19 protein-coding genes are annotated in these 22780 nt (G+C 54.2%); 9 read left to right on the plus strand and 10 right to left on the minus strand.

Annotation, left to right across the window (positions count from 1 at the left end):
* Nucleotides 1-122 precede the first annotated feature (122 nt).
* Nucleotides 123-542, plus strand: coding sequence for a hypothetical protein (locus tag ACEN9A_RS20305; RefSeq protein ID WP_495688521.1), 420 nt, complete (start codon nt 123-125; stop codon nt 540-542).
* Nucleotides 543-926: 384 nt separating this feature from the next.
* Here ACEN9A_RS20305 and ACEN9A_RS20310 read toward each other — a convergent pair whose 3' ends face one another.
* From ACEN9A_RS20310 to ACEN9A_RS20320, 3 genes are all read right to left on the minus strand, one after another.
* Nucleotides 927-2381 carry a coniferyl aldehyde dehydrogenase gene (locus ACEN9A_RS20310; protein WP_413386111.1) on the minus strand — a complete coding sequence of 485 codons (1455 nt, stop codon included), beginning with the start codon at nt 2379-2381 and terminating at the stop codon, nt 927-929.
* Entirely contained in the window at nt 2378-3634 is a 1257-nt protein-coding gene (locus ACEN9A_RS20315) for an NADH:flavin oxidoreductase/NADH oxidase family protein (RefSeq protein ID WP_413386109.1), read from the minus strand. The genes ACEN9A_RS20310 and ACEN9A_RS20315 overlap by 4 nt, the downstream gene beginning before the upstream one ends.
* A 73-nt stretch (nt 3635-3707) precedes the next feature.
* Complete coding sequence (locus ACEN9A_RS20320) at nt 3708-4787, minus strand: saccharopine dehydrogenase family protein (RefSeq protein ID WP_413386107.1); 1080 nt, start codon at nt 4785-4787, stop codon at nt 3708-3710.
* A 195-nt stretch (nt 4788-4982) separates the two neighbouring features.
* On the opposite strand from ACEN9A_RS20320, the gene ACEN9A_RS20325 reads away from it, so the two are divergent.
* Entirely contained in the window at nt 4983-5786 is an 804-nt protein-coding gene (locus tag ACEN9A_RS20325; protein ID WP_413386105.1) for a type 1 glutamine amidotransferase domain-containing protein, read from the plus strand.
* A 115-nt stretch (nt 5787-5901) separates the two neighbouring features.
* A complete protein-coding gene (locus tag ACEN9A_RS20330; protein ID WP_413386196.1) occupies nt 5902-6828 on the plus strand; it encodes an acetoacetate decarboxylase (ADC) in 927 nt (308 codons plus the stop codon).
* Nucleotides 6829-6843: 15 nt separating this feature from the next.
* Here ACEN9A_RS20330 and ACEN9A_RS20335 read toward each other — a convergent pair whose 3' ends face one another.
* Nucleotides 6844-7323 carry a MerR family transcriptional regulator gene (locus ACEN9A_RS20335; protein WP_413386194.1) on the minus strand — a complete coding sequence of 160 codons (480 nt, stop codon included), beginning with the start codon at nt 7321-7323 and terminating at the stop codon, nt 6844-6846.
* Between the two features lie 237 nt (nt 7324-7560).
* Between ACEN9A_RS20335 and ACEN9A_RS20340 the strand changes: the two genes are divergently transcribed.
* Complete coding sequence (locus tag ACEN9A_RS20340) at nt 7561-8391, plus strand: alpha/beta fold hydrolase (protein ID WP_413386103.1); 831 nt, start codon at nt 7561-7563, stop codon at nt 8389-8391.
* 274 nt (nt 8392-8665) lie between these two features.
* On the opposite strand, the gene ACEN9A_RS20345 is transcribed toward ACEN9A_RS20340, so the two are convergent.
* From ACEN9A_RS20345 to ACEN9A_RS20360, 4 genes are all read right to left on the minus strand, one after another.
* Nucleotides 8666-9988 (minus strand): type II toxin-antitoxin system HipA family toxin, encoded by a 1323-nt coding sequence (locus ACEN9A_RS20345; RefSeq protein ID WP_413386101.1) that lies wholly within the window; start codon nt 9986-9988, stop codon nt 8666-8668.
* 183 nt (nt 9989-10171) lie between these two features.
* Nucleotides 10172-10750: a DUF6957 family protein gene (locus ACEN9A_RS20350; protein WP_413386099.1), complete on the minus strand. Its 579-nt coding sequence runs from the start codon at nt 10748-10750 to the stop codon at nt 10172-10174.
* 26 nt (nt 10751-10776) lie between these two features.
* Nucleotides 10777-11079 carry a hypothetical protein gene (locus tag ACEN9A_RS20355; protein ID WP_413386097.1) on the minus strand — a complete coding sequence of 101 codons (303 nt, stop codon included), beginning with the start codon at nt 11077-11079 and terminating at the stop codon, nt 10777-10779.
* 186 nt (nt 11080-11265) lie between these two features.
* Entirely contained in the window at nt 11266-11997 is a 732-nt protein-coding gene (locus tag ACEN9A_RS20360) for a metallophosphoesterase (RefSeq protein ID WP_413386095.1), read from the minus strand.
* Nucleotides 11998-12172: 175 nt separating this feature from the next.
* On the opposite strand from ACEN9A_RS20360, the gene ACEN9A_RS20365 reads away from it, so the two are divergent.
* From ACEN9A_RS20365 to ACEN9A_RS20385, 5 genes are all read left to right on the plus strand, one after another.
* Nucleotides 12173-12628 carry a helix-turn-helix domain-containing protein gene (locus ACEN9A_RS20365; RefSeq protein ID WP_028941097.1) on the plus strand — a complete coding sequence of 152 codons (456 nt, stop codon included), beginning with the start codon at nt 12173-12175 and terminating at the stop codon, nt 12626-12628.
* Between the two features lie 100 nt (nt 12629-12728).
* On the plus strand, nt 12729-12953 hold the full coding sequence (locus tag ACEN9A_RS20370; RefSeq protein ID WP_028941096.1) for a hypothetical protein: 225 nt from the start codon (nt 12729-12731) through the stop codon (nt 12951-12953).
* Nucleotides 12954-13071: 118 nt separating this feature from the next.
* Nucleotides 13072-13875, plus strand: a complete 804-nt coding sequence (locus tag ACEN9A_RS20375) for a DUF6694 family lipoprotein (RefSeq protein ID WP_413386093.1) — start codon at nt 13072-13074, stop codon at nt 13873-13875.
* 138 nt (nt 13876-14013) lie between these two features.
* A complete protein-coding gene (locus tag ACEN9A_RS20380) occupies nt 14014-14358 on the plus strand; it encodes a YggL family protein (protein ID WP_007971486.1) in 345 nt (114 codons plus the stop codon).
* 319 nt (nt 14359-14677) lie between these two features.
* Entirely contained in the window at nt 14678-15994 is a 1317-nt protein-coding gene (locus ACEN9A_RS20385) for a hypothetical protein (RefSeq protein ID WP_413386091.1), read from the plus strand.
* A gap of 469 nt (nt 15995-16463) precedes the next feature.
* On the opposite strand, the gene ACEN9A_RS20390 is transcribed toward ACEN9A_RS20385, so the two are convergent.
* Together ACEN9A_RS20390 and ACEN9A_RS20395 are read right to left on the minus strand one after the other, a co-directional pair.
* The gene (locus tag ACEN9A_RS20390) at nt 16464-18542 is read right to left on the minus strand and encodes a hypothetical protein (protein ID WP_413386089.1); all 2079 of its coding nucleotides are present in this window, start codon (nt 18540-18542) and stop codon (nt 16464-16466) included.
* Nucleotides 18539-22447: a hypothetical protein gene (locus ACEN9A_RS20395; RefSeq protein ID WP_028941092.1), complete on the minus strand. Its 3909-nt coding sequence runs from the start codon at nt 22445-22447 to the stop codon at nt 18539-18541. The genes ACEN9A_RS20390 and ACEN9A_RS20395 overlap by 4 nt, the downstream gene beginning before the upstream one ends.
* Nucleotides 22448-22780: the final 333 nt, after the last annotated feature.

Here is a 22780-nt window from a genome sequence, read left to right on the forward strand (position 1 = left end):
TGCAATGCTCGCTTCGCGCGCGCGTCCATCCAGTAAAATTCGGTGCACCCAATTGCCCTTATGCTGATAGCGTAGCCAACACGAACCGCGAACTGATCTACGTATACCGTGATAAGGAATCAATGTTGGAAGCCGATCTAAAGACCTTATGGCTACGCGAGCGGAAGCGGCGCGAGCTGCTGTGGACGCTAGAACACTTACGCCCTGGTTCGGAAGAAGCAAAACCACTGCTTGCCGAGCTTGACGACATCGATCACCAAGATTTGGAAAACCCTGTAGGTGCGGCCTGTTCGATGTCGATTGATGAGTTACGCGAACGCGTCCCGGACACCCCATTCAAGGGAAGCGATGGTCACCTTTTCGTTATCGTGCTTGACCAGCACATCCCACAGCCATGGCACGCGCGATTCGAAGCGGCGAGCGCTCTTTCTTCACGGCTGCAGCAAGGAAGTTATGCAAGTGACTGGCGTCGGTTTCTTCGATGCTGGACACGAGATATGCAACACCTTGCGGCGCATAGAGAGAGCGGCAAGATTGATTGAGTTTGATTTGAACACAAACGATTGTGAGTCCCTGATCCGGCATTGCGCGAGAGTTTCGTGCCGGCAGGAGATGATCAAAGGGAAATGTGGCGCATATGCGAAATTGCACTCCTTATGACCACCCGTTTGCATTCGACATGACCAGTGAATTGCGTTCGTTCTGACCACCAATTGCATCGGATTTGATCAGCATGCTTCGTGGCAATGACCGGCAGAGAACGGCCAGAAGCGGCCCTTCGTGACAGGCAAAAATCAGCCAAAAGTGTGCTTCATCTGATCACGAATGAAGCACACTGGCGTGTTGTTGCCCACGATGCTCCAGATGCCTCGTCGAGGGGTTTGTCAGCCAACGGGCTGAAACAGCTTGGCGCTGGTGTACTTCCTCTACCGCTCGACTCGGAGTTTTGGCTGTGCCCGAAGCGTGATTGCTATGGCGAATTCAGCCAGTTTGCCGAAAGGTGCTCTGAGCAGGCTAGGTAGGCTCCAGCGACCTTGGACGAATATTCCCTTGGCATGGCTCATGGAGCGAAAACCCTCGATGCCGTGGTAGGCCCCCATACCGCTCGGCCCTACACCGCCGAATGGTAGATCATCCACGGCGACGTGCAGCAGAGTGTTGTTGATGCCGACATTCCCGGATGTGGTGCGCTTGAGCACAGCCTCGCTGTCGGCATCCATATTGCCGAAATAGTAAAGCGCGAGTGGGCGCGGCCTGGCGTTGATGTAGTCGATTACTTCGTCGAGAGAGCGGTAGGTACGAACCGGTAGCAGTGGGCCGAAGATTTCTTCCTGCATGACCAATGCATCGTCTTCGGCTCCCACGATCAACACCGGAGCCAATGTCCGCGGTCGCTCTGTCGCACGCTCTGGGGTCACTCCTACCTCGATCACGTCTGCTCCCTTGGCGCGTGCGTCTTTGATGAGCGTATGCAACCGCATGTAATGCCTGTCGCTGATGATCGAGGTGTAATCGGGACTGGCTGGGCCTTGCGGATAAGTACGGGCAACAGCGTCGCGGTATTGGGTGATGAACTCGCCGAGGTCGTCTTCATGAACCAGGGCGTAGTCCGGTGCAACGCAGGTCTGGCCAGCATTGGATAATTTGCCGAAGACAATGCTCTCCAATGCGCTGCGCCCTGCATGGCCTGGCGCTACGACCACGGGACTCTTGCCACCCAGTTCAAGGGTCAGCGGTACCAGATTTTCACTGGCGGCACGCATTACCATTCGACCTACCTGAGTGCTGCCGGTGAACAGCAGGTGATCGAACGGAAGGCCGCTGAAATAGGCGCCTGTCTCAGGGCCGCCGAGTACCACTGCTACCTCATCGGCAGAAAAACAGCTCGCCAGCATGCGTTGAATCAATTCACTGGTGCGTGGCGTCAGCTCGGAGGGTTTGATCATCACCCGGTTGCCAGCCGCGAGCGCAGTTGCCAATGGGATGAAGGTTAGGGAGAACGGGTAGTTCCAAGGCGCCATGACTCCGATCACACCTTTAGGCTGGTACTCCACATAGGCACGGCCGGCGCGATGAAACGCAGCGACATGACGACGTTCGGGCTTCATGAAACGGCGCAGGTGTCGCAACAAATAGTCAATGGACTGCACCACGCCAAGCAGTTCCATGATGTCGGTCTCATGCCTGGAGCGATTGCCGAAATCAGTACTAATCGCATCCTCTACTTCACACCTGTGAGCGAGAACCACCGCGCGCAATTTGACCAGGTTGGCCCTGCGTCGTTTGAGGCTGGGTGGCCCGTCGTTAAGAAATGCCCTTCTTTGTTGGTCGAGCGTATTGGCGGTGTCGATAACTGGGGAGTCCTCTACAGCGACGGTCATCTTGCGTCTCCCTGGCCGTTGTAATGCGCAGACGTTTCAATCCATTTCCGATACTGGCGAGTGCGAAAGGCCATGAAGAGCTGTTGCAGGATCAGCGCGCGCAACGGTGAAACGCTCGGATCGGGCTTTTTAGCCCGGCTGAGTTTGCGCAATTGAAACTTCACTACTGCCATGTTCGCCAAGGATGCGATGGCTTTGTTTTTCCAAGTGATCGGCGGCAATTGAGGGGCATTGTCTTTGCCCTGCAACCAGTCACGAGGCAAGTGCGGATCGATGGCTAACGCCGTTCCGATGCCCACCATGTCCACACCACTCTGCACGACGCTTTCGGCCACCGGGCGGCGACGAATACCGCCGGTGACCATCACCGGCATTTGGGCGACGGTTTGGAGATCACGGGCGAACTCGAGGAAATAAGCTTCGCGAGCGAGGGTGCGACCATCGCGCGCGTCACCCTGCATGGCGGGTACTTCGTAGCTGCCTCCCGACAACTCCACCATGTCCACGCCCAGGTCGTTGAGCAACTCAACTACCTTTTTCGCGTCATAGGCGGTGAATCCTCCGCGCTGGAAATCGGCGGAGTTGAGTTTGACCGCCACTGCAAAATCCGCAGAAACCACAGCCCTGACCGCCTTGACGATTTCGAGCAGCAGGCGTGCCCGGTTTTCTAGAGAGCCACCCCACTCGTCCGTCCTTTGGTTGGTCAACGGCGAAAGGAACTGGCTCAACAAATAGCCATGGGCAGCGTGAATTTCCACGCCGGTGAATCCGGCTTGTTCGCCCAGGCGTGCGGTGTTCGCAAAGCGCTGAATGACTTCTTCGATCACGCCAGGGGTCATCGCGTGAGGCGTGGCAAAACGCTTGGACATTTTGCCCAGTTCCAGCGGCACGGCTGACGGTGCCCAGGTTTTTTGCCCAAGATTGGACTGCATCTGCCGACCTGGGTGATTGATCTGCAACCAGAACTGCGCACCGCCGGATCGACCAATACGCGCCCAGCGCTTGAACTTGTCCAGTTGCTGATCGTCCTGCAACACCACGCCACCCGGCCCGGTCATGGCGCGGCCGTCGACCATCACGTTGCCGGTGATAATCAGGCCTGCACCACCGTCGGCCCATGCTTGATAGAGACGCATGAGTTCTTCGGAGGGTGCCTGGTCAGCATCCGCCATGTTCTCTTCCATGGCGGCTTTGGCGATTCGGTTCTTGATGGTCGAACCGTTGGGAAGCATCAGGGTGTTGAACACATTCATCGAGCAGTCCTCAACTGGAGATGAGGTCACCTTAAGCTTGAAGTAAACTTTAAGGTCAATACCTTTTTCAAGGTCAGTCGATGTTCAACGCGCCAGACCCTGGCAAGCGCGTCACCAGATGGGCGCCCAACAACCGAGCGGGTGTGTAGGCGCCGCCAGCTGGGCGCGTCTGTAGCAGGTAGTCGACCACAGCCAAGGCTGCGTCGACCGTCAGACTGTAGACGTTCGCGGTGTGCACGCGTGCGACTTTGCATTCGCCGCGAGCGTTTCTAGCCTCACCCCATACATAGGTGCCTTGATCGGCACGCTTTTCCTGATCCGGGCCGACTACTGTCTTGCCGATGCGCGCCTTGAGCAGGCTCTGCACGAAGGACAAACCCAACAGTGGACGAATGAAATTGGCGAATCTGGCGCCGCGAATCATCCCCGCAGAGCCTGGAATAAACACTTCGATATTGGCAATACCAGTGGTATGCCAAGCTGTGGAAACGTCGCCCCAAGGAATGGTCATGGCCAATTTCTCTCCGGCGCCAAAGTCGATACGCCGTACCCGATACGCCAGCGGTACCGAGACGATTTTGCCGTCACGACGAACCTTGCCGCCCTGCGCCATGCCTTCAATCGAAGTTTTGGCAGTACCGGGTGAAAAGCTCGAGCGCGAATCAAACCCCAGCGCCAGGTGCGTTGCATCCGGCAGTGCGTTTTTCAATGCGGCGGCGACACAGTCAGTCGGCACCACATCAAAGCCGACGCCGGGGCAAATGACCACGCCCGCCGCACGCGCCCGTTCACTCAAGGACTGGGCGTGCTCGAATACGGCAATTTCGCCGGTGATGTCCAGGTAGTGCGCATTGGCGCGCAAGCAGGCTTCCATCATAGGGGTGGCGGTCGCTGAAAACGGCCCTGCGCAATGCAGAACCAAGCCATGGCCTTTGATCTGAGCAAGCAACCGCACCTCATCCTCCAGTCCGAACACTCGGGTTTCAAGGCCCAGCTCCCGACCGAGGGCTTCGACCTTGTCACGGTTGCGTCCCGCCAGCACAGGTTTAAGTCCACGCTTTACAGCATCACGAGCGATCAACTCGCCGGTGTAGCCATTGGCGCCATAGATCATCCATTTGAACTGCATATCCAGGTTGTCTTGCTGACTCATGCATTGCTCCTGACGGTATTGATGTCGTGCGTTATTGCCTTGCCCAATCAGTGCCAGACGCTAGCGTTAAAGTCAGGTTGAGGGTCAAGCGGAAGTGAGCAACTTCCGGCGGAAATTATTTGCAGCAGTGGGGATTGACCTTAAAGCGAGGTTTAAGGTGAGCATGCGCTGACCTGCTTGATTGATGGAACCCGGATGATGCTCAAGACCTTTGTTTCTTATGCGTTGGTATTGATAGGTAGCGCTTTCATGACATTTGTAAATGCTAATACCGCCCCTTCCACAATGACTGCCAAGAATCGCCAAATTCTGGTGATTCTGACCAATCACGCCAGCTATCCCTCACGAACCGATACCACAGGGTTGTGGCTGACTGAGCTGACGCATTTCACCGATGTAGTGGAGGCGGCTGGCTACAGCACAGTTTTTGCCAGTCCCAAAGGCGGCGCGGTGCCTCTGGATGAGCGCAGCCTCGGCTGGCTATACATGGACAAGGCCGCCCGTGAGCATTTGCAGTCCCCGGCCTTTCGCGCTCGCCTGCAAAACACGCTGCCGATCGCCGATATCGATCCGTCCCAGTTCAGCGTCATCTACTTCACCGGGGGCCATGGGGTGATGTGGGACTTCCCCAATAATCCCGACCTGCGGCGTGTCGCCGAAACCATCTACAACCAGGGTGGCATCGTCTCGGCCGTCTGCCATGGCGTAGCGGGTCTGTTGGATCTGAAGGATGAACAAGGCCAGTTGATCATCAAGGGCAAGAACATCACCGGCTTCTCTGATCGCGAAGAGCTGTTCTCCGGCATGAAAAGCCAGGTGCCCTTCTTCCTTGAGGACAAGTTGGTGAGCCAGGGTGCGCGGTACCGCAAGGGCTGGCTGCCATTCACGTCATTTGCCATCACAGATGGAAGGCTTGTCACTGGCCAAAACCCTCAATCGCCCAAAGCCGTAGCTGAAGCCGTGATGGCGGTGCTCTCTGGCGAAAACGTAACTCGCTGAACCCTCAAGTAGTTCCCACCACCCGGAGAAAGACCGATTGAAACTCGCAAGCGCCGTATTAACAGGATTGCTGTTCAGCTCAATTGCCAACCATGCGTTGGCGGGGACGCCTGAAATGCTCAGCCCGACTGAAACCAACACAATCGATATCGCAGGCCACACAGTGCCGGTCGTCAAGGGCGGCCTGTACGACCGTTATCGCTCGAACCCGCCCTTGTCGGTGATTGCAGCAGAACTGCCGGATGTTGATTTGAGCTGGTTCAAAGGACTGGAAAAGCACAAGGTCGACATTGGCTTCGAGTCATACTCCCCGAACTTTTACTACCAGAACAGTCGCGTTACGGCAGTCTATACGGCCGATCTGGATGCACTGCGGGCCCTGATGCCACCGGAAGTAATGGCCACCGTGCAACCCCTGCAAGTCTGGCCGGGCCGGGGTTTGATCGCATTCACCGCGTACACCTATGAACATTGCGATAACGACGCCTATAACGAAGTGGCCGTGTCGATCATCACCAACAAGCCCGGCAAATCGAATCTGGGGCCGCTCACGCTGATTGGCCAGTCGATGTCTGGCGATTTCTGGGGCTATGTGCTCAAGCTGCCGGTCAATACAGAGCTTGCGCGGGTTCGTGGTGTCGTCGGCTATAACCTGCCGAAATGGCTGACCGGGATTGACCGCAAAGAAGATGCGCAATCGGTGGTCTATGACATCACCGACAGCCAGACCGGCAAGGTCGATGTGTCCTTCAAGGCGAAGAAGCTCAATGGCCTCTCGCATGATGTCGATATCGTCACCAGCAGCTTCACCAACCTCGATCATCAAGGCCGACTGGCCTATGGGTACGCTGTTTCCCGCCAGCTCAGCCACGGCTCCAGCCGCGATGCGGATTCGGCCACCCTCACCCTGGGTGACGGCAGCCTGTCGAATTATCTCCGTGCCCTGAAACTCGGGAAAATGATGAAGTACGAATACGTGCCTGAGTTCCAGAGTGCGCTCTACGCGCCTAAACCGCTTGCCACTCTGGTTGGCGAGCGCTGAAACCTGTTACGCCTGTCAGGCCCCGGAAGCCTGGCGGGCGTTTTTTCTCGTGGAAGACGTTACCGCACGCTTGCCGGAAGCTTGGCCAACCCCTTCTTCACGCAAACGATTTATCAGCATTTGCGCGTTGTCCACACACGCCATGCCTTCGGGCTTACCCTCGATGCCCTTGATGACGAGCAGAAGTTGCGCTTTGTTCTGGGCTAGACGTTCTTGTAGAACACCGATTTCCTCAACCTTTTGCTTGAGCCCACTGAGCAACTCATCGTGCTGCCAGCCGCTGGCATTCATCGGCATCAATTGCCGGATTTCTTCCAATGAAAAACCCGCCGCCTGCGCTCCGGTGATGATATCCAGAACCCACTCGGTATCAGGCGCGTAGTCCCTGTAGCCATTGGACTTGCGTTCAACGGATTTGATCAGGCCGCTTGCCTCGTAAAACCGGATGCGTGACGGCGCCAATCCGCTGATTTTCGCCAGTTCGCCTATTCTCATAACCCACCCTGAAAAATCTATTGACCTTAAAGCTGACTTTAAACCTAAAGTCATCGGGCGGCCAAGCAGCACAAATGCAACGTGTTGCTCAGCCGCTATGGAAGTCATGGGGCAGGCGCAACAATCCACAATCGCGCCCTCTGAACCGCCTATCGGATGGGCTGCACTTTGTTCATTCAAGGCCATGCTCCGAACGCGATTCGGTATAGGCCTTCACTTCATTCTGGAGATACGAACATGGGGTATGTCGCTACGCAGGACGGTGTTGAAATCTTTTACAAAGACTGGGGGCCACGCGATGCCCAGGTAGTCTTTTTCCACCACGGATGGCCGCTTAGCGCGGACGATTGGGACGCGCAAATGCTCTTTTTCCTGGCCAACGGCTTCCGGGTTGTAGCACACGACCGACGTGGTCACGGGCGATCCAGCCAGGTCTGGGATGGACACGACATGGATCACTATGCCGATGACGTCGCGGCAGTGGTTAATCATCTCGGCGTGCAAGGCGCTGTCCATATCGGTCATTCCACCGGCGGAGGTGAAGTCATCCATTACATCGCGCGCCACGGCGAAGACCGAGTGTCGAAAGCAGCCATCATCAGCGCTGTGCCACCGCTAATGGTTCAGACCCCGAGCAATCCTGGCGGCCTGCCGAAATCAGTTTTCGACGACTTGCAGGCACAACTACAAGCGAATCGCGCACAGTTCTACTACGACGTTCCAGCGGGGCCTTTTTACGGCTATAACCGCCCAGGTTCAAAACCGTCCGAGGGAATCATCTGGAACTGGTGGCGACAAGGCATGATGGGCTGTGCAAAGGCACACTATGACGGAATCGTGGCGTTTTCTCAGACCGACTTCACCGAAGATTTGAAGAGCATCAAGATCCCTGTCCTGGTGATGCATGGTGACGATGACCAGATAGTCCCTTATGAGAATGCCGGTGTTCTGTCGGCCAAACTTCTGCAAAACAGTACGCTGAAAATCTACCCGGGCTTCCCGCACGGAATGCCTACAACCAATGCCGATATGATTAACGCCGATCTGCTCGCATTCGTAAGGAGCTAATCAATTATAGGGCGGTGGGTAACCCCCGCCCTATATTTTTCAAAGCCACCAAATCGACGCGTTTAAATTCAGCGAAATGCCGTCAAAACTGTGCCATATGGATAACTGCTTTTTAGCCCAAAGCGGTGGTTGGCGAGCGTCTCCTTTGGGTCGCTCTATGCCGGTCATTACCACGAATTTTGCTGTTTAAATCTGATGCAAATGACTGGTTAGGTCAAATGCAAATGTGTGGGCAAGTCCGTGCAGTCGCGCAGCCTACCTCGACGTGGATCAATCACATCAAATTCCACCTGCGAAACGTATCTTCGAGACACCTGAGCGGAATCATCGGCGAGCGCCAGGCTTCCTGGCGCAGTCCTAGATCCTGTAGCAAATCCGGTAACGCCAGCAATAGTTGAGCATCTGACTTTAAGCGATCGAACAACCATTCCGGATCTGCCCTATGCGCGAAGCGAGCACACACAGCCCCCCAATCGACTGAACCTAATCGTTCAAAATTTGTTGGCCACCGTGTGATCCGCACAACGCCCTCGATATCCATCACCATCGGCGCAACATCGTAGATGGGTGCGAAGCTAACTCGCTCCTTGCCCCGAAGGATCGAGAGATTTCCGCCATGGTTGTCGGTGTTCCCGAGAGCCTGGTTGATCAAATCCCGTCGCAAGTATTCGCTAAGCATGTCCGGTATTTCAGACTCTTGGCCGGCAGCGATCCATGTTTCCGCTAGCCGATCCACGACGTCGAAATGATTCAAACAGCCACCTCGATTGCCGACGCCACATAATGAATACATTGACTCTACTGCGTTGCGCTCTACTCCCCCCAAAGAGACCTTCCGATCGAATCTTTGCATCCAAATGCTAGGTATCTTCGCTGCTTCGTGGGTCAGACCATCGGCGGCGATCGTGTCGATCCCCAGCTTGCCCAGCGCGCGGTAAAAACAGTATTCGGAATGCAGGATGGTGCGGTCTAACTGAGTGGCGGTGTTACGCGGGAATTTAACAAACCAATGTCGACGCACATCTGCGTCATCTAGCGCCCCCTCTGGATAAAGCTGACCCGAGGCATCCTCCACCAGCAGCACTTTTGGAGCTTCACCGCCGGCCCCAAGAGCACCGCTTATTGCCATTCCCGATTCCCTGGCCTGGTCGAGAAAGCTGATACCTTCCTGAATAACCTCTTCTCGATTAAACCCACCAGTCAATTTTTGTGCGGAACACAGCGCTCCGGCCGCACTTTTTATACGCATATGCCCAATGGGAGCAGCAGCGAATTGCTGCAGCAGAAAGAGATCAATCGACATCCCTGGCGGTACTACCATTCTCGACAAGATGTGCCGACGTCCAGCACCGGCCGGGATGATATCGTGCAAAAAAGCTGGGGCAGGCTCACGCCGAATATCCCACTCCAGAGGGAGGTTCGCACTGACGGCAGGCGCTTTAACCGAACCCAGTTGAATGTGCTGATCCACAAGATATTCGGGCTGGTAGTTGATCGTGCACCGGCTTCGCAGGCTCTCTCTAGGTGAATCGAAGCTGACCACCAGTGCATCGCGCCAACGGCCATCCGAGTGAATTTGAAGAGTGATGGATTCCATACGTCTCGGCGAATTGCCGAAGCCTCACTGTGCCTTGATCAATATAAGTCCGCAGAGTGCCTGGAGTGTTGCCAGTCTCCCTGGACAGATGAGAATAGATTCTCGATCAGCGTCTCTGATTCAATCCAAGGGCAAGCAAGGCATTCCGCCCAAACAGGGAATTTTTCCCAACCTCCCGAAAGCCTACGAGGCGAGCCCTGGCAAACTTTCATGCAGTGCTGCTTTCGCCACTCGTTCATTAACGTCAGCATTTTTAAAAGCACGTAACGCTTCAACAGCAGGCGCACTCACGTGCTTTCTCGCGCCACGGCCGGCCAAGATGTACAACACGTCTTTGCTTTCGAAAATGCAGTTCTCAAAATCGCTCTGAAAATCGCTGAGGACGCTGTCGCCTGAATGGAGGTTTTTACTGCTATCGAACACCACTGCTTGGGCATACAAGACCGTTGCTTCAAGGCCTTGTGCTTTCACTTCCTGCTCTTGAAATTCCGGGAGCATGACATCCAACAACATCCATTGCCGAACGACACAGAATGGCTTTTCTGTGAAGGTAACGGTGGCCAGTTCGATCAACTCATCGTCCTCAAGCCTTGAGCCATCCAGGACTCGTGCTGATCCGAATAGCAACTCACCTAGCAGCTCAACATCTGAAACAACCATATTTCTCAATACCACCCTTATCTGCTCGTCCTTTCGATAGCCCAAGCAAATATTAATTTTCCTGCGTCGTTTTCGATCGCACGCAATAGCTTCAACTTCCAACCAGAAATCTGCCTCCCGCTGATCGATCAGTGGTAAACGCGATTCATGTAAAGATTGCTCCCGGGAGGTATCCAGCTCACTACGACGTAGAGGCTTCCACCGACCGTCTTGAACAACGAGTGGCCCTCGATGAAGAACGCCTTTTTTATCCTTGATGTCCTGATACTGGCACCTTCTCTAAATCGCCCCTTCGTATCGCCAAACACCGTTCCCATGAGTATCGGTGGGGTATCAACGGCGGCCACCAGATAAGCCGTGATAGGCATTCCGAAATCGATCGCCATAGCCGCTGTCACTACGGCGGGAATGCTCGGTGAAAGCTCATTCATGCGGGGTTACACCTGAGCGCTGAGGCTGAGAAGTTTTTGTGTGCATGTGTCCCTCCCCGCACGCTTTTCAACCCGTCACTGGCTGCCCTTGCACAACACATCGAGGACAAGTGTTTAAACGGTGTGCGCGTCAAAATCGCTGAGCAGATTGATAGAAGCCCTAAGTCGACGGCCATCTCAGTGAGTTCAAGAAAGGCTGATGACAAGGCCTGGATCGAAACCCGTTTGCTCATCTAGATAACCCCTAGGATTCGAGACCACACGGCAGCGGCCCAACATCACATCAACGGCCCGGTGGGTGTGCCCAAAAATCCAAAGATCCACTTTATTCAGAAGCCCGTACCAACTGTTTGAGTAAGCAGCACTCAAGTGGCCTTCATGCTTGTCGCCCATGACTTCAGGAACGGGCGCGTGATGCGTCAAGACGACGGTTTTGCCATCGAAGGGCTCATCAAGCGCCTTGGTCAACCAGGCGAATGACGCATGGTTTCGACTGATCAGGTCGGACGGGCGCAACCGACGATAATTTTCTCCAGTTCGAATGACTCGAAAATCATTCATCCAATCCCATGCAGTTTGGGTGGCTGCAGCGATGTTCCCGCTGGACGAAAAGTCAGTCCAGCCCGTTGCACAAAGGAACCGTGCTTGGTTCCAAACAAAGGTCTCGTTCTCTAAAACATGGACATTCGGTAGAGCCTGCTCCTTCATTTTTTGCAGCGTGTAATCAATGTGCCCACCATAAAATTCGTGGTTACCGCACACGTAAATCACCGGGCGCGCAAAGACCTCATTGGCCCACCTCACCCCTCTCGCCTTGACATCGATATCACCCACCAGCACGACCAGGTCGTAATCCCCTGGCACAGGCTCGAACGGAGAAAATTCGTTGTGCAGATCTGAAAGCACGTAAAGCTTCATCTGTATTCCGATCTCGATTTACAGCTAAATTGAAATACCTGACGACAGGTGCGTGGCTGAGCCCCCATAGATTGTTAACGCACAAATGAGCCGCTAGATCCACTTATATGAATATATACATTTGAATGGATCATGGCAATCACGGCATACAGCTCTGTTTTTACGGAACGGAAAAATGTCTGTCCGCACTGCATTTGCCGTAGCGCTGAAGCTTTTGCGAGCAAAGCGAGACCTCACACAGCAAGAGCTGAGTAAAAAGGTCGATCAATCGCATGTAAGCCGTATCGAAAATGAAAAGACCTCTCCCAGTCTCGACGCCATCATTGAGCTCGCCGACGCTTTGGAGATAAGTCCCGTTGCGCTGATGGCACTCGTTTGTGGAGCGCAGGACGAACTGAGCGCCGGTGACGTCCTGAAGATCGCTGAAAAGGATCTGAAATCGCTCGCGTTATTGAAGGTCTTGATCCCGCTGGAAATTGAGCAAACACCTCACCCTCGTGTTACTGCTGCGACCCAGGCACGAAAGACCGTCCAGGCGCTCAAGGAGCAAGGCTTTTCGCGGGCTGAAGTCGCGAGGAAGCTGGGGATGGCAAAGACCACGGTTCAGCGTCATTGGCATCGCTCGGAATAAGCTTTTTGTTCTTTCTTGCTGACGCCCTCGCCCGTTGGCCATTCCTGGCCACCATCGAACCACTGCTATGCTTTGCTCTCCATTCGAACGGAGTCGAGTCATGGCCGAGCAATATTCCCTTCCCGACGTACTGGCAAGAATGTACGAAAATCAACTGGCGATCGAAGCAGCGCTGATGGAGCTCGTCCTGGTGGAGGAGCAGCGGGGGTCATCTGAGGCTTGTGAGAATGCGCGCGTTGCGCTTGAGAGGATTGGTGAGAACGCCGGGCATATCAAGCAAGGGATTGCGAGGTTGGGGGGAGATGCGGGGACGTCCCTATACTGATCTTTAAGAGGGAGTTCGCGACGACTGCCACAAAATACTCATCTGACTTACCCCGCGCCAATCGCATTTCGACATCATTTTGATATGCTGCCCTTCAGTTTTCTGAGAGGGAATGCAGATGCGTCGGTTGATGTGTGTAGCACTAATGGCGGGGATATTGGCTGGTTGCGGTGAGCCGAAGCTCGACGGTAGTTCACAGCAAGCTTTTAAAGACTCTGCGGCAAAGGTTGCCGCGAGCCTGCCTGAGGACAAGCGCAAGCAATTCGCCTCTGACGTAATGGTACTTGCATTCCAAGGGCTCGATATATCTCAGTTTTTTCAGGGTAAGAAAAATGCTGAAGACGTGTCGGCAGACATGCTTGCCGCTCTTAACGGGAAGACAGCCCAGCAGATTTCTGATGAAGCGAACCAAGTCCGTCAAGCACGTGCAGAGCGAGAGCGGCAGCAGGCATTGACGGAAATTCAGGAGCTTGCCGAAAAGCAGAAAAAATCCGAAGCAGCCAAAACCGAGTTAGCAAGCTTTGAGGTTTCGAAGTCTCGCTTCTATCAAAAGGCCAAGGAGTATGGCCTTGGCAACCAACCTATTATCGAAATAACGGTGACCAACGGAACTGCTAGCGCCGTATCGCGAGCGTATTTCAAAGGTACTATTGCTTCTCCGAGACGCTCAGTGCCTTGGCTTGTCGAAACGTTCAACTACTCAATCAGTGGTGGTCTGGAACCAGGCGAAACCCAATCTTGGAACCTCGCACCTAATCAGTTTTCAGACTGGGGCAAGGTGGAACCACCAAAGGACGCGATTTTCACTGTAACTGTCGAACGACTTGATGGTGCTGATGGAAAGCCGTTATTTGATGCCGGCTCATTTACCGAACGAGATGCCACCAGGCTCTCAGCGCTCAAAAGCAAATACGCACAATGACGCGCCCTGTAAGACACGCTTGACTAGATACACCATGTCAGCGAGCCGATTCCCCCTACAATCAGCGTCACTCAATCAGGCAGGCATCTCGCTTAGCTGGTAAGATGCGCGGCGTTATTACTTAAGAGGATTGTTTCAATGGCCACTAACCGTTCCCAGCGTCTGCGCAAAAAGCTCTGTGTAGACGAGTTCCAGGAATTGGGCTTCGAGCTGAACCTGGACTTCAAGGAAGATTTGGCTGACGAGGCAATCGATGCATTCCTCGACGCATTCCTGAAAGAAGCCATGGAAGCCAACGGTCTGGGCTATGTTGGCGGCGACGACTACGGTCTGGTTTGCCTGCAGAAGCGTGGCTCGGTCAGCGCCGAACAACGCGCTGCCGTTGAAGCCTGGCTCAAAGGCCGCACCGAGCTGACCAGCGTTGAAGTCAGCCCACTGCTGGACGTCTGGTACCCGGAAAAGCCGATCAATCCGGTAGCTTGATGTTCAAAGGGCCATCCATCGTGATGGCCCTTTTTGTTTCTGGCTCATGAAACGCGCTTTTTACCACCAAATTGAGTCCTCCCCGAATCCCTCCCGTATTCGAGCCCGCCACCGCCCGCGATCAATCACGGGGGACACCCCGGTTCTTGTCATTGCCTGCCGGCATTACCGCCTCTCCATTCCCCTCACAACGAAATACTGCGCTTGGAACCCTGGTCTCGCCCGCTAGATGACTTACCCATGATTACAATATGATGGCCACTCTCATATAAGCGCTGCTCCGCCTGCGGCGTCGATCCAATGAAGGGAAGCTCAGGTTATGTCCGTTGACAGTAGAAGCAGGGTTGCGATTTCGAAGTTTTTTGCAAACCCAGCTGGCTCAATCATCCTGACGCTGGTTTCAGTGTTAAGCGCTGGGTACATCTCCATCTGCAGCTCTCCGATCCTCATGCAGTGCCAGGCCATTCTCGGCACGCTCCCCAAGGAAACACCCCCTCCAGATACCTATATCCACTCAATCGTCGCACTGGCTTTGGCAGTTTTTGCATTGCTGATGGTCTGGCTCCGCGAGAGAGGCCTGGCTGATATGGCGATTCGCAAGGAAGAAAGATTGGAGGCGCTCGCCGTTGAGAGGGAGGGTTTGATCAAAAGCGAGAATACGGCGATGGAGGGTCGCTTGACCAACCTCCCTCCGCGTCAGTTCATGAACGATTACGTCCAGACACTTCGAGAGATTGGCGAGCTCCGACGTCTGACCAAGAACGAAATAGCGTCATTAACCCCGGAGATGATCATCAAAAGGGTGCAAACCATGATGTCGGGTGTGCTCAGCCTGGCCAGAACATGGGATGACATTTCGGCCTCTCACAAATTCGTCTCCTATCACGCCAACATCATGCGCATTTTCTCCAGCGACGAAATCGCGCTATCTCCAGTCGTTGATCTGGCCTTGGATCAGGCCACGACTGACGATGAGGGCAAGAACGGTGGCGACAAAAATGCAGCCCTCGATGCTGCCGAAGATGATCGCAGTTTGGAAAACTGGATACTCCAATATGAGTTTTTCCTCCACAACCAGTCCTATAACGTGGCCATAGAGAGATGCTCTGGCATCCTGTTCATCCAGGACGTCGAGTTATCTGTCGAATCCTTGCACCCCGACAAAGCGGATGAAAATGTCGAGCAGATTTGTCTGCCCTTCACTTACAAGCAGGATTACAAGTGCGCCTACCACCATCCCAACCTGCCAGGTGCTCCGCAATCCGCCGCTTCAGGTCAACCGATCTACATTTCCGACGTGCAAGCTACCATCGCCAAATGGTTCACGATTGAAAAACGCAGAGACAAGGAAATCAGCCCGCGCTACGAAGAAGAGATTACCCAGTACTTTCAGAACCTGGAGCATGCCAAGTCGCTGATCAGCTTGCCCATCTACCACAATGAAAAGCTGATGGGCGTGCTGAACGTCAGCAGAAACGTTGAAGACATGCTGATGAATTCGGATCGCGCCGAGCTGTTCGTGCAGCTCATGAACCCTGTTTGCTACCATTTGGGTAAGATGCTAGCATCATTAGAAGACCGCTATTCCAGTCAGGATGGCGTCATTGAAGCATCGGAGGTTGATGATGAGAACTGAGCTACGAGCGAAACTGGTTCGAAAGCCGACCCGCGCCAACTCCACCGAACGCCGGGAACCTACAGGCGAAGAAGTTCGCGTTATTTTGGCCCGTCGTGCTCGTAAAATACTCAATGGTGAAATCGTAGAGTCTAGCGGGTGGAGCTTGCAAAGTTACTAACCCGACATCTACAGCAATCACATACAAAGCCGCCCCTAGGGCGGCTTTGTCGCATCTGAAGCGTACCAAATCGAAAGATCGAGAGACGACGAAAATTCGTTTTAGCGCCGCCCCCTTGCCAATCGCCCTGCTGAACCTGACTTTTCTCGAAAAAATGCCGTGATACCAAACGTTGCGCAGAGCTCATGGGGGCGCTGCTTGTTCGAGCTGAACCGCTGATCACTATTCGACTCAAGTCAGTAGCCATTGTGCCTGTCGCAAAAAGCCGCCAGCTCGCGCGCCCCTCGCCCAACTTTGCTGCTCCCCGAGCTAGTTGTGTAGGCAGACCTCGACAATCTTCTGGAAGATTGAGCTTTTGGCCGCCTCCCGTAGCCTCACGATGTCGTAGGTGAAGCTTGAAAAGAACAACTCGCCCAATGGGTTGTTCAGGACAGGAATGCGGGTACCGACCTCGTCGGTGATCACAACGTTGTACAGCAAGCTTTGCTTTGCAATGGTTCCGTTTGTGGCTTTATTTGACGCCACGAAGTACAAAGCCCCTTCCAAGCCGTTGTCCTGGATGAACACGCTGTGACGCTGGTTCTGCTTGGTGGGTGTGATGTAGTACGGCAGTGAAGCCACCTCGGCGCGAACCTGACGGGACGGTGACGTACCATCATCTTGGCGCTCCTGATTGTCGAATAGCGTGTTACCGATAATCGAGGGTACGCGAATGGTGTTGTACGCATTCAGCCATGTATTCGAGCGCATGTCTCGAATCAAAAACGCTTTGTTCCAAAGGACGTCAAAAGCCTTGGCATCTTCCTTACCGAAAACGGCGCCCAACTGCTTGTACTCATAATTGAACTCACCTTTGCATGTATCATCAAACCGGCGCGAGCGCTCGATCTTGATGGTCTCGCCGCTTACGGTCACATCGAGCACCTGGATGTAGACGTTCTCGTTCCAGTCCCTTCGGCAGCTCACCAACTGCAGCGCATGATCAGGCAATGTTGCGCCGCTGATGGTCACGGACTTGTCTCGGAAAATTGACTCTTTGAGTGCCAATTCCTGCAAGCATTTCTCGATAGCCGATGCGGAAGGCTTCTTTTTGAGGTCGACGTCGATGCCTTGGCAGATGGTATCGACGGATGTTTTGAAGCGATGCAGCTTCACCGACGTGTAGTAATCGAACTGCGCACCAGGAGTACGCTGGCTGTCGCGAAGCGCTTGCCAGAAGCTATTGTAGGCCTCCGTCTCCTCCCCCTTGGGCTGGAAAATGCTGGAGCCGTTCTTGCTCTTACCGGCTGTCTTAACCTTTGCGCTAACGACCAGGTAGTTGGTATTGCCGACCGCCAGCTCAGTGGGTAGAGGCAGGCCTTCACCACTTAGCACCTTACACGCACCGAACTGATCGGCCAGGGTGGCAATGGTGCTTTCCCAAGCTTCATTGCCCGCCTGAGCTGTATCGAGCAGCCAGAGCGGATTTGACATGCTCGTCAGTCCTTCCAGGAACGCCCTGACCTGATGGGTGGCTTCATACACGAGCGGACTGAACTCAATACCGGCGCGGATCAGAAGGCGCTCTATGCGATTCAGGCAGTCAGTTTGGTGGTAATTGATGCTGTTGTGATACAGGTCGAGTGCCTTCGCCTCGGGATTGCTAGTGGCGAACGCCATGTAGTTGCGATCTGTATTCGTGGTCGCGTTGAGGGAACGTACACGCTGGTAACGTTTCCCACTCCAATCGAACATCAACATACCGGAGTCAGTGACTGGTCTGCTCACAGAGTCTGCAGACGCGGCGCACTCCATGACTGCCCGTCTGAGGTTGACTACGAGCTCCTGCTCCTTCGAGAAAAACAGATCGTATTCCAAAGCCTCGAAGACGTCGTTACCGTTTTTGGCAGTACGACTGAACACCAAGCCAAGGTACAGATTCGCGTTGTATTCGACCGGGGCGATTTCGTAATGCTTGTGCACATCCGATAGGTACGAGAGCTTCAGCTTTAGATCCAGCAATGCCTGGATTGCATAACTGGGGTTGAGTGAGTGCTCGGTTATCACTTGGCGCACGTGGCCAGGTGCCGGCGCATGGATGCTCAGGTAAAGAAAGCCAAAGATCCCCTTCTTGCCGCTGAACTTGCTGTAATGCACCTGGGTCGACGCAGGCACACCCAGTATTTTGCGGATGAAGTCCTTGATGGTGGCATCGACCCGTGGGTAATACACCTCAGGCTCCTCACCAAACTGTCTGGTCACCTCAACCACCGCTGCCTGGATGTGCCCGTGTCCCTCTTCAAGGACTGACAAACGGTCAATGATGCCGCTAAGGTCGCCAGGCAGCTTCAGCATGTTGGTGCGTGCCTTTCCGGCAGAGCCAGTTTCCAGACGGTTTATTGGAGTCATCGCGCGTTCCTTAGCAGCTGTACCAATGTGGGATTAATCATCAGACGGTCATCCACCCTGTGGGTGCTTCCCACTTCGCTCTGCGGCACGTACCGGGTGATGACCTTGAAGGCGTTGAGGAAATGGATCGACTCGCCGCGAGTAGCCTCTCGCTCGGCGTTAAGAGCATTGTCATCCGGTTGTGTGTTGACATAAAGAAAGCGAGGAGTGAGCTTCAGGCGATCGCACAGTACCTGCATGTTCAAGCGCTTGGTTTCTGCCCTGTGAAGCGTTTTCAGAGAAAGCTCCTCGCTATCCAGACTGGCCGACCATCGCTTCACATCGATGCAGATGACCATATCTTGGGCCCTTACAAAAATGTCGTAGCTTTCGTAAACCGCCGGGCCCAATAGCTCGATGAGTTCATCGAGACTGAGAGGTGTAATCCCGAGCGCAGAAAGCACTTTGGAGAAGATGAACTCCCCTACGTTACCCTTGAGCAGTGGGATGAGCGCGGGATTAGGGAGATGAACATCAATTCCCTCAGTAGCCATGTTGCAGGCGAGGTTGATGATGCCTGTTCCCGGATCTCGGTCGTCGCCATCGTTGCGAACATAATCTGGGACAAGCCATTTCCCAGGCTGGTAGACGGTGTGACCATGCAGCAGGTCGCTCAAGTGATTGAAGCTCTCGGAGGTCGTGCAGACGGTGACGCGCTCCGTGACCGCCTTTGGCAAGTAGAAAGCCTTGATGACGTCTTGGTAGTAACTGGAGGCTTTCACCAGTGGCGACGACTGCAGCTTACGTAAGTATTTCTCAGGTGCCGTGATGCTCTCGGGAGATCTGAGCATCTCGTTAAACATCATCGCGTCGCGATCACCTTCCCGGGCGCTTTTGAGGATCTTGTTCCGGAAGGCACCGGTGAAGAAATTATCGATGTCCGCAGCGTCAGCGGCAACCTTGGCGGTGAACAGCTCACGCTCCTCCTGATTGGCGAAGCAGCGCCCCTCCGCTTGCTGTAGGCAAAACTGCATGAGCCTATGATTGAGCAGCGACAGACTGTTAATAAGCAGGTCATTGCCCTCCCGCCGAAGTCTGCTGTACCTCACCACCAGGTCGTCAATGACATCACTTGGTAGAAATATCTCGGTATGAAGATGGGTATCACGCCGCTCAACACGCCCGACAGCCTGGATAATGGCTTTGAGCACTGCAAGGTCGTGCTCCTGATTCAAGATACGTCGGTTCTTGGGCTGCATCAGGTTCGAATCGAACTGAGACAATCGAACGGCCTCGTTCTGCCCCGAAGCAATGTGCTTGAGCAGCAGAATGTGGTTCTTGACGGTATTGAGCCCGGTGTCCTTCTCACGGATGGCGCTGTAGAAAGGCGTGTTTACCAAGATGAGTCGATCAAAATCGTGGTGGAAGCCATCCTCGGCACGCTCAACGAAAAGGTTGAGACCAGTACCAGCGCTGCCGTATGAGGAAATCAGGCAAATACGGGTATCGGCATCCACCTTGAGATACTCATCAATATTGACCTCTTTGGCCAGCTGAGCGCTGAACAAGATGACCCGTATCTTGGCTCTGCCATCGAATGGCCTTAGCTCGAAAATTTTGTCCTGATACTGACGGGACAGCCCTTTGATGCGGCTTTCGATCCCCTGTGCAAACAGCCTTTTGAAAAGTTCGGCAAAGCGATTGTTGAGTGAGAGAACAAAGGTATTTTTGCCGTCCCACGCTGCCATAAGCATGGCCTCGATCTGCCGGCGGTAGGCGGACATCCGATACTTGTTATCGCGAAAGCCTGGCGGCAACAGGTTGGTTGACCAGAAGCTGAAAACGCTCTTGAAGGTTGGTTCACTACGCAACCCACTGATGTCATCAGCCGATGTCTTGTGGAACGGCCTCACCTCCATCGTCCTGGCTTTGGCACGGGCAGCCCGAAGATCTGACATCGCGCCTACATCAGCTTCGGAGCGTTGAACGACGCGAACATCCAAGTTGTCAGGTTGAGCCTCACCGTATCGGAACAGCATCCTTCTTGAGAAATTGCCGGAATAGGAATTCCTGAAACCCGTAGTCGCGCTCAAGCACATCGCACTGTTCTGAGTGGCGTGCAGAATACGCAGCAGCTTGACCTCGGGGAGCTCAAGGATCAGGTCAAGATGGAAATCAACAAAGACCCGGTTCTTCACCGCCTCACCACCGAAAGGGATTTCCTCGACCTTGATGAGCGAGAAGACAATCTTCGGTGCGAAAAAGGTGAAGAACGCATCGACGAATATTTCTGCGTCCTTAGCACGATCGAAAACCGAGGCTACGTAAGAACGATGCTGCCTGGAGGTTTTGATGAACTCCAGTAACGGCGCGTTCTGACTGGCCTCGTGGCCAAGCTCCAAGAGTTGCCTCAGCTGACTCTTCTGAGGGACTTTGGAGCAGGCATACAGGGCGCAGAGCATGACCTGCAGGAAGTCGTGCAAGGTGGGGTCTTCAGAGGGGCTCCCATCATCGAAATACAGACGGATCTCACTGTTACCACACACCGACCGCATCCTGATTCGCTTGAGCGCATCCTCGTTGTAGAAACGCCTTGGAGTGAGGCTGAAAATATTCCGAGACAGCGAAAGGATCTGTTCGACATCGCGATTGTCGATAGTGATATGGCCGACGTTGCCAGAGCACATCTTCAGGATGGTATTGAGAGGGACACTAGCTTGGCAGTCCTCCTCATAGTGCTGACGCAGATCCTGCATTAACTCAGCCGTTTCGTCGAACGCGATGGGTTCGTCATCGTCGGGGCCATATTCTTCTGAAATCACTTCCATGAGGCGATGCAGGCCAGCAATCACATGAGGTGGCTTCACCCTCTCGTTGACCAGCTTTATCTTGCTCTCCTCGAAAATCCTGTCGTAGCTATCGTGTTCTTCATCCACGACGAGGTTGAACGTGATGCCGTGAATCTTGAAAAAATTTGCCTCGTCCGAGATGAAAAAATCGTTCTTGAGGTATCCGATTTGCTCATTGTGCGACAAGCTGCAGGCCGCACCAATGGGCGCGATAGCCTCTTCCTCGGCATTCGTGGGTGAACGCTTAGCTCCCAGAATCGCATCGAAGCTCAGCTTCTTGATGTTCGGCTCTCGCCTTTTGTCGGTGTAGGCGATGAACGCGCGCTTCAAAAATCGGGCCGTGGTAGCGATGAAGATGGTTGGCCCTACCTTGGCCCGCTCGAACGGCAGCACATGGTCGATCACCTCAATCTTCGCACGCTCCCGATGATTCTGAGGCCCCTTAAAGCGGTCTTCAGTGGCCACGAATTGAGAGCCAACTTTCTCCCTGATAACCGCTTTAGCCAGCCCCTGTAGCGCAAAGAGCAGACGGCTTTTCGAAGCGTCAATTCGGCGCCGCAATTCTATGTCGCGCAGGTGGTCAGGATCTTCCAGTTTTAGGTAGCGCGTGTGCTCAGCTTCTGCCGCTTTGAGTCCGTTGATCGCACTGCTCAGTTCGCTGACTGCGTCCCGGTAGTAGTCGGAGTTAAGGGCACTGATCCAACCGATGTAAAGGTCTTCGTTGCGTACCTTGGAAACCCAGCCGACGAAGTTCAGATCAGATAGGTCTCGCTCAGCCAAGAAGCTCAAAATACTGACGCCGCGCTCTGCAGCTTTATCCTGAGTGACCTGGGAAACGTCGATCTGCGCCTTGTGTGGCGTGATGAAGAACAGATTGCGATGACCACCGCTTTCGTTACGAACGGCGGAATGCTCGACGAACTGATCGAACACGTTATAGGACTTGCCGAACCCAGTACCATCGTTGGCAAAGCTTACGGACGGGTTGGGTTTGCTATTGCCATCGAAAAAGGGCGCCAAGCGAGCCCGATGCGAGTTGATTTCATGGCTGAGAGCAGCACTGATGCGACCGTCCATGGATGACCTCACCGTCTTCAGGATGATGGCAATATAATAGTTTCAGCTGTCGAGGTTGCTGACATAACCGACAAATTGCAAGCGTGCAGGCTCAGACTTTAGGCGACAGCCACAGGCAACGAACACTTTCTACCATGAACCTCAGCGGCAATCCTGGAAGGCTTCTGGCTCTCCACCTCGTCAGCTTTCGTAGCCTGAAGTACTAGTGAAGAAACCCATCCATACGTCCAGAACGATCTGCTACTCGCCACATAGTGATTGGCATGACAGAGGCTAAAAAACTCCGATGCGCCGCAACGAGCGAGCTTCTGTTCGAAGCACTGATCGCTGACT

The sequence above is a fragment of the Pseudomonas sp. Pseusp18 genome (assembly GCF_059506005.1).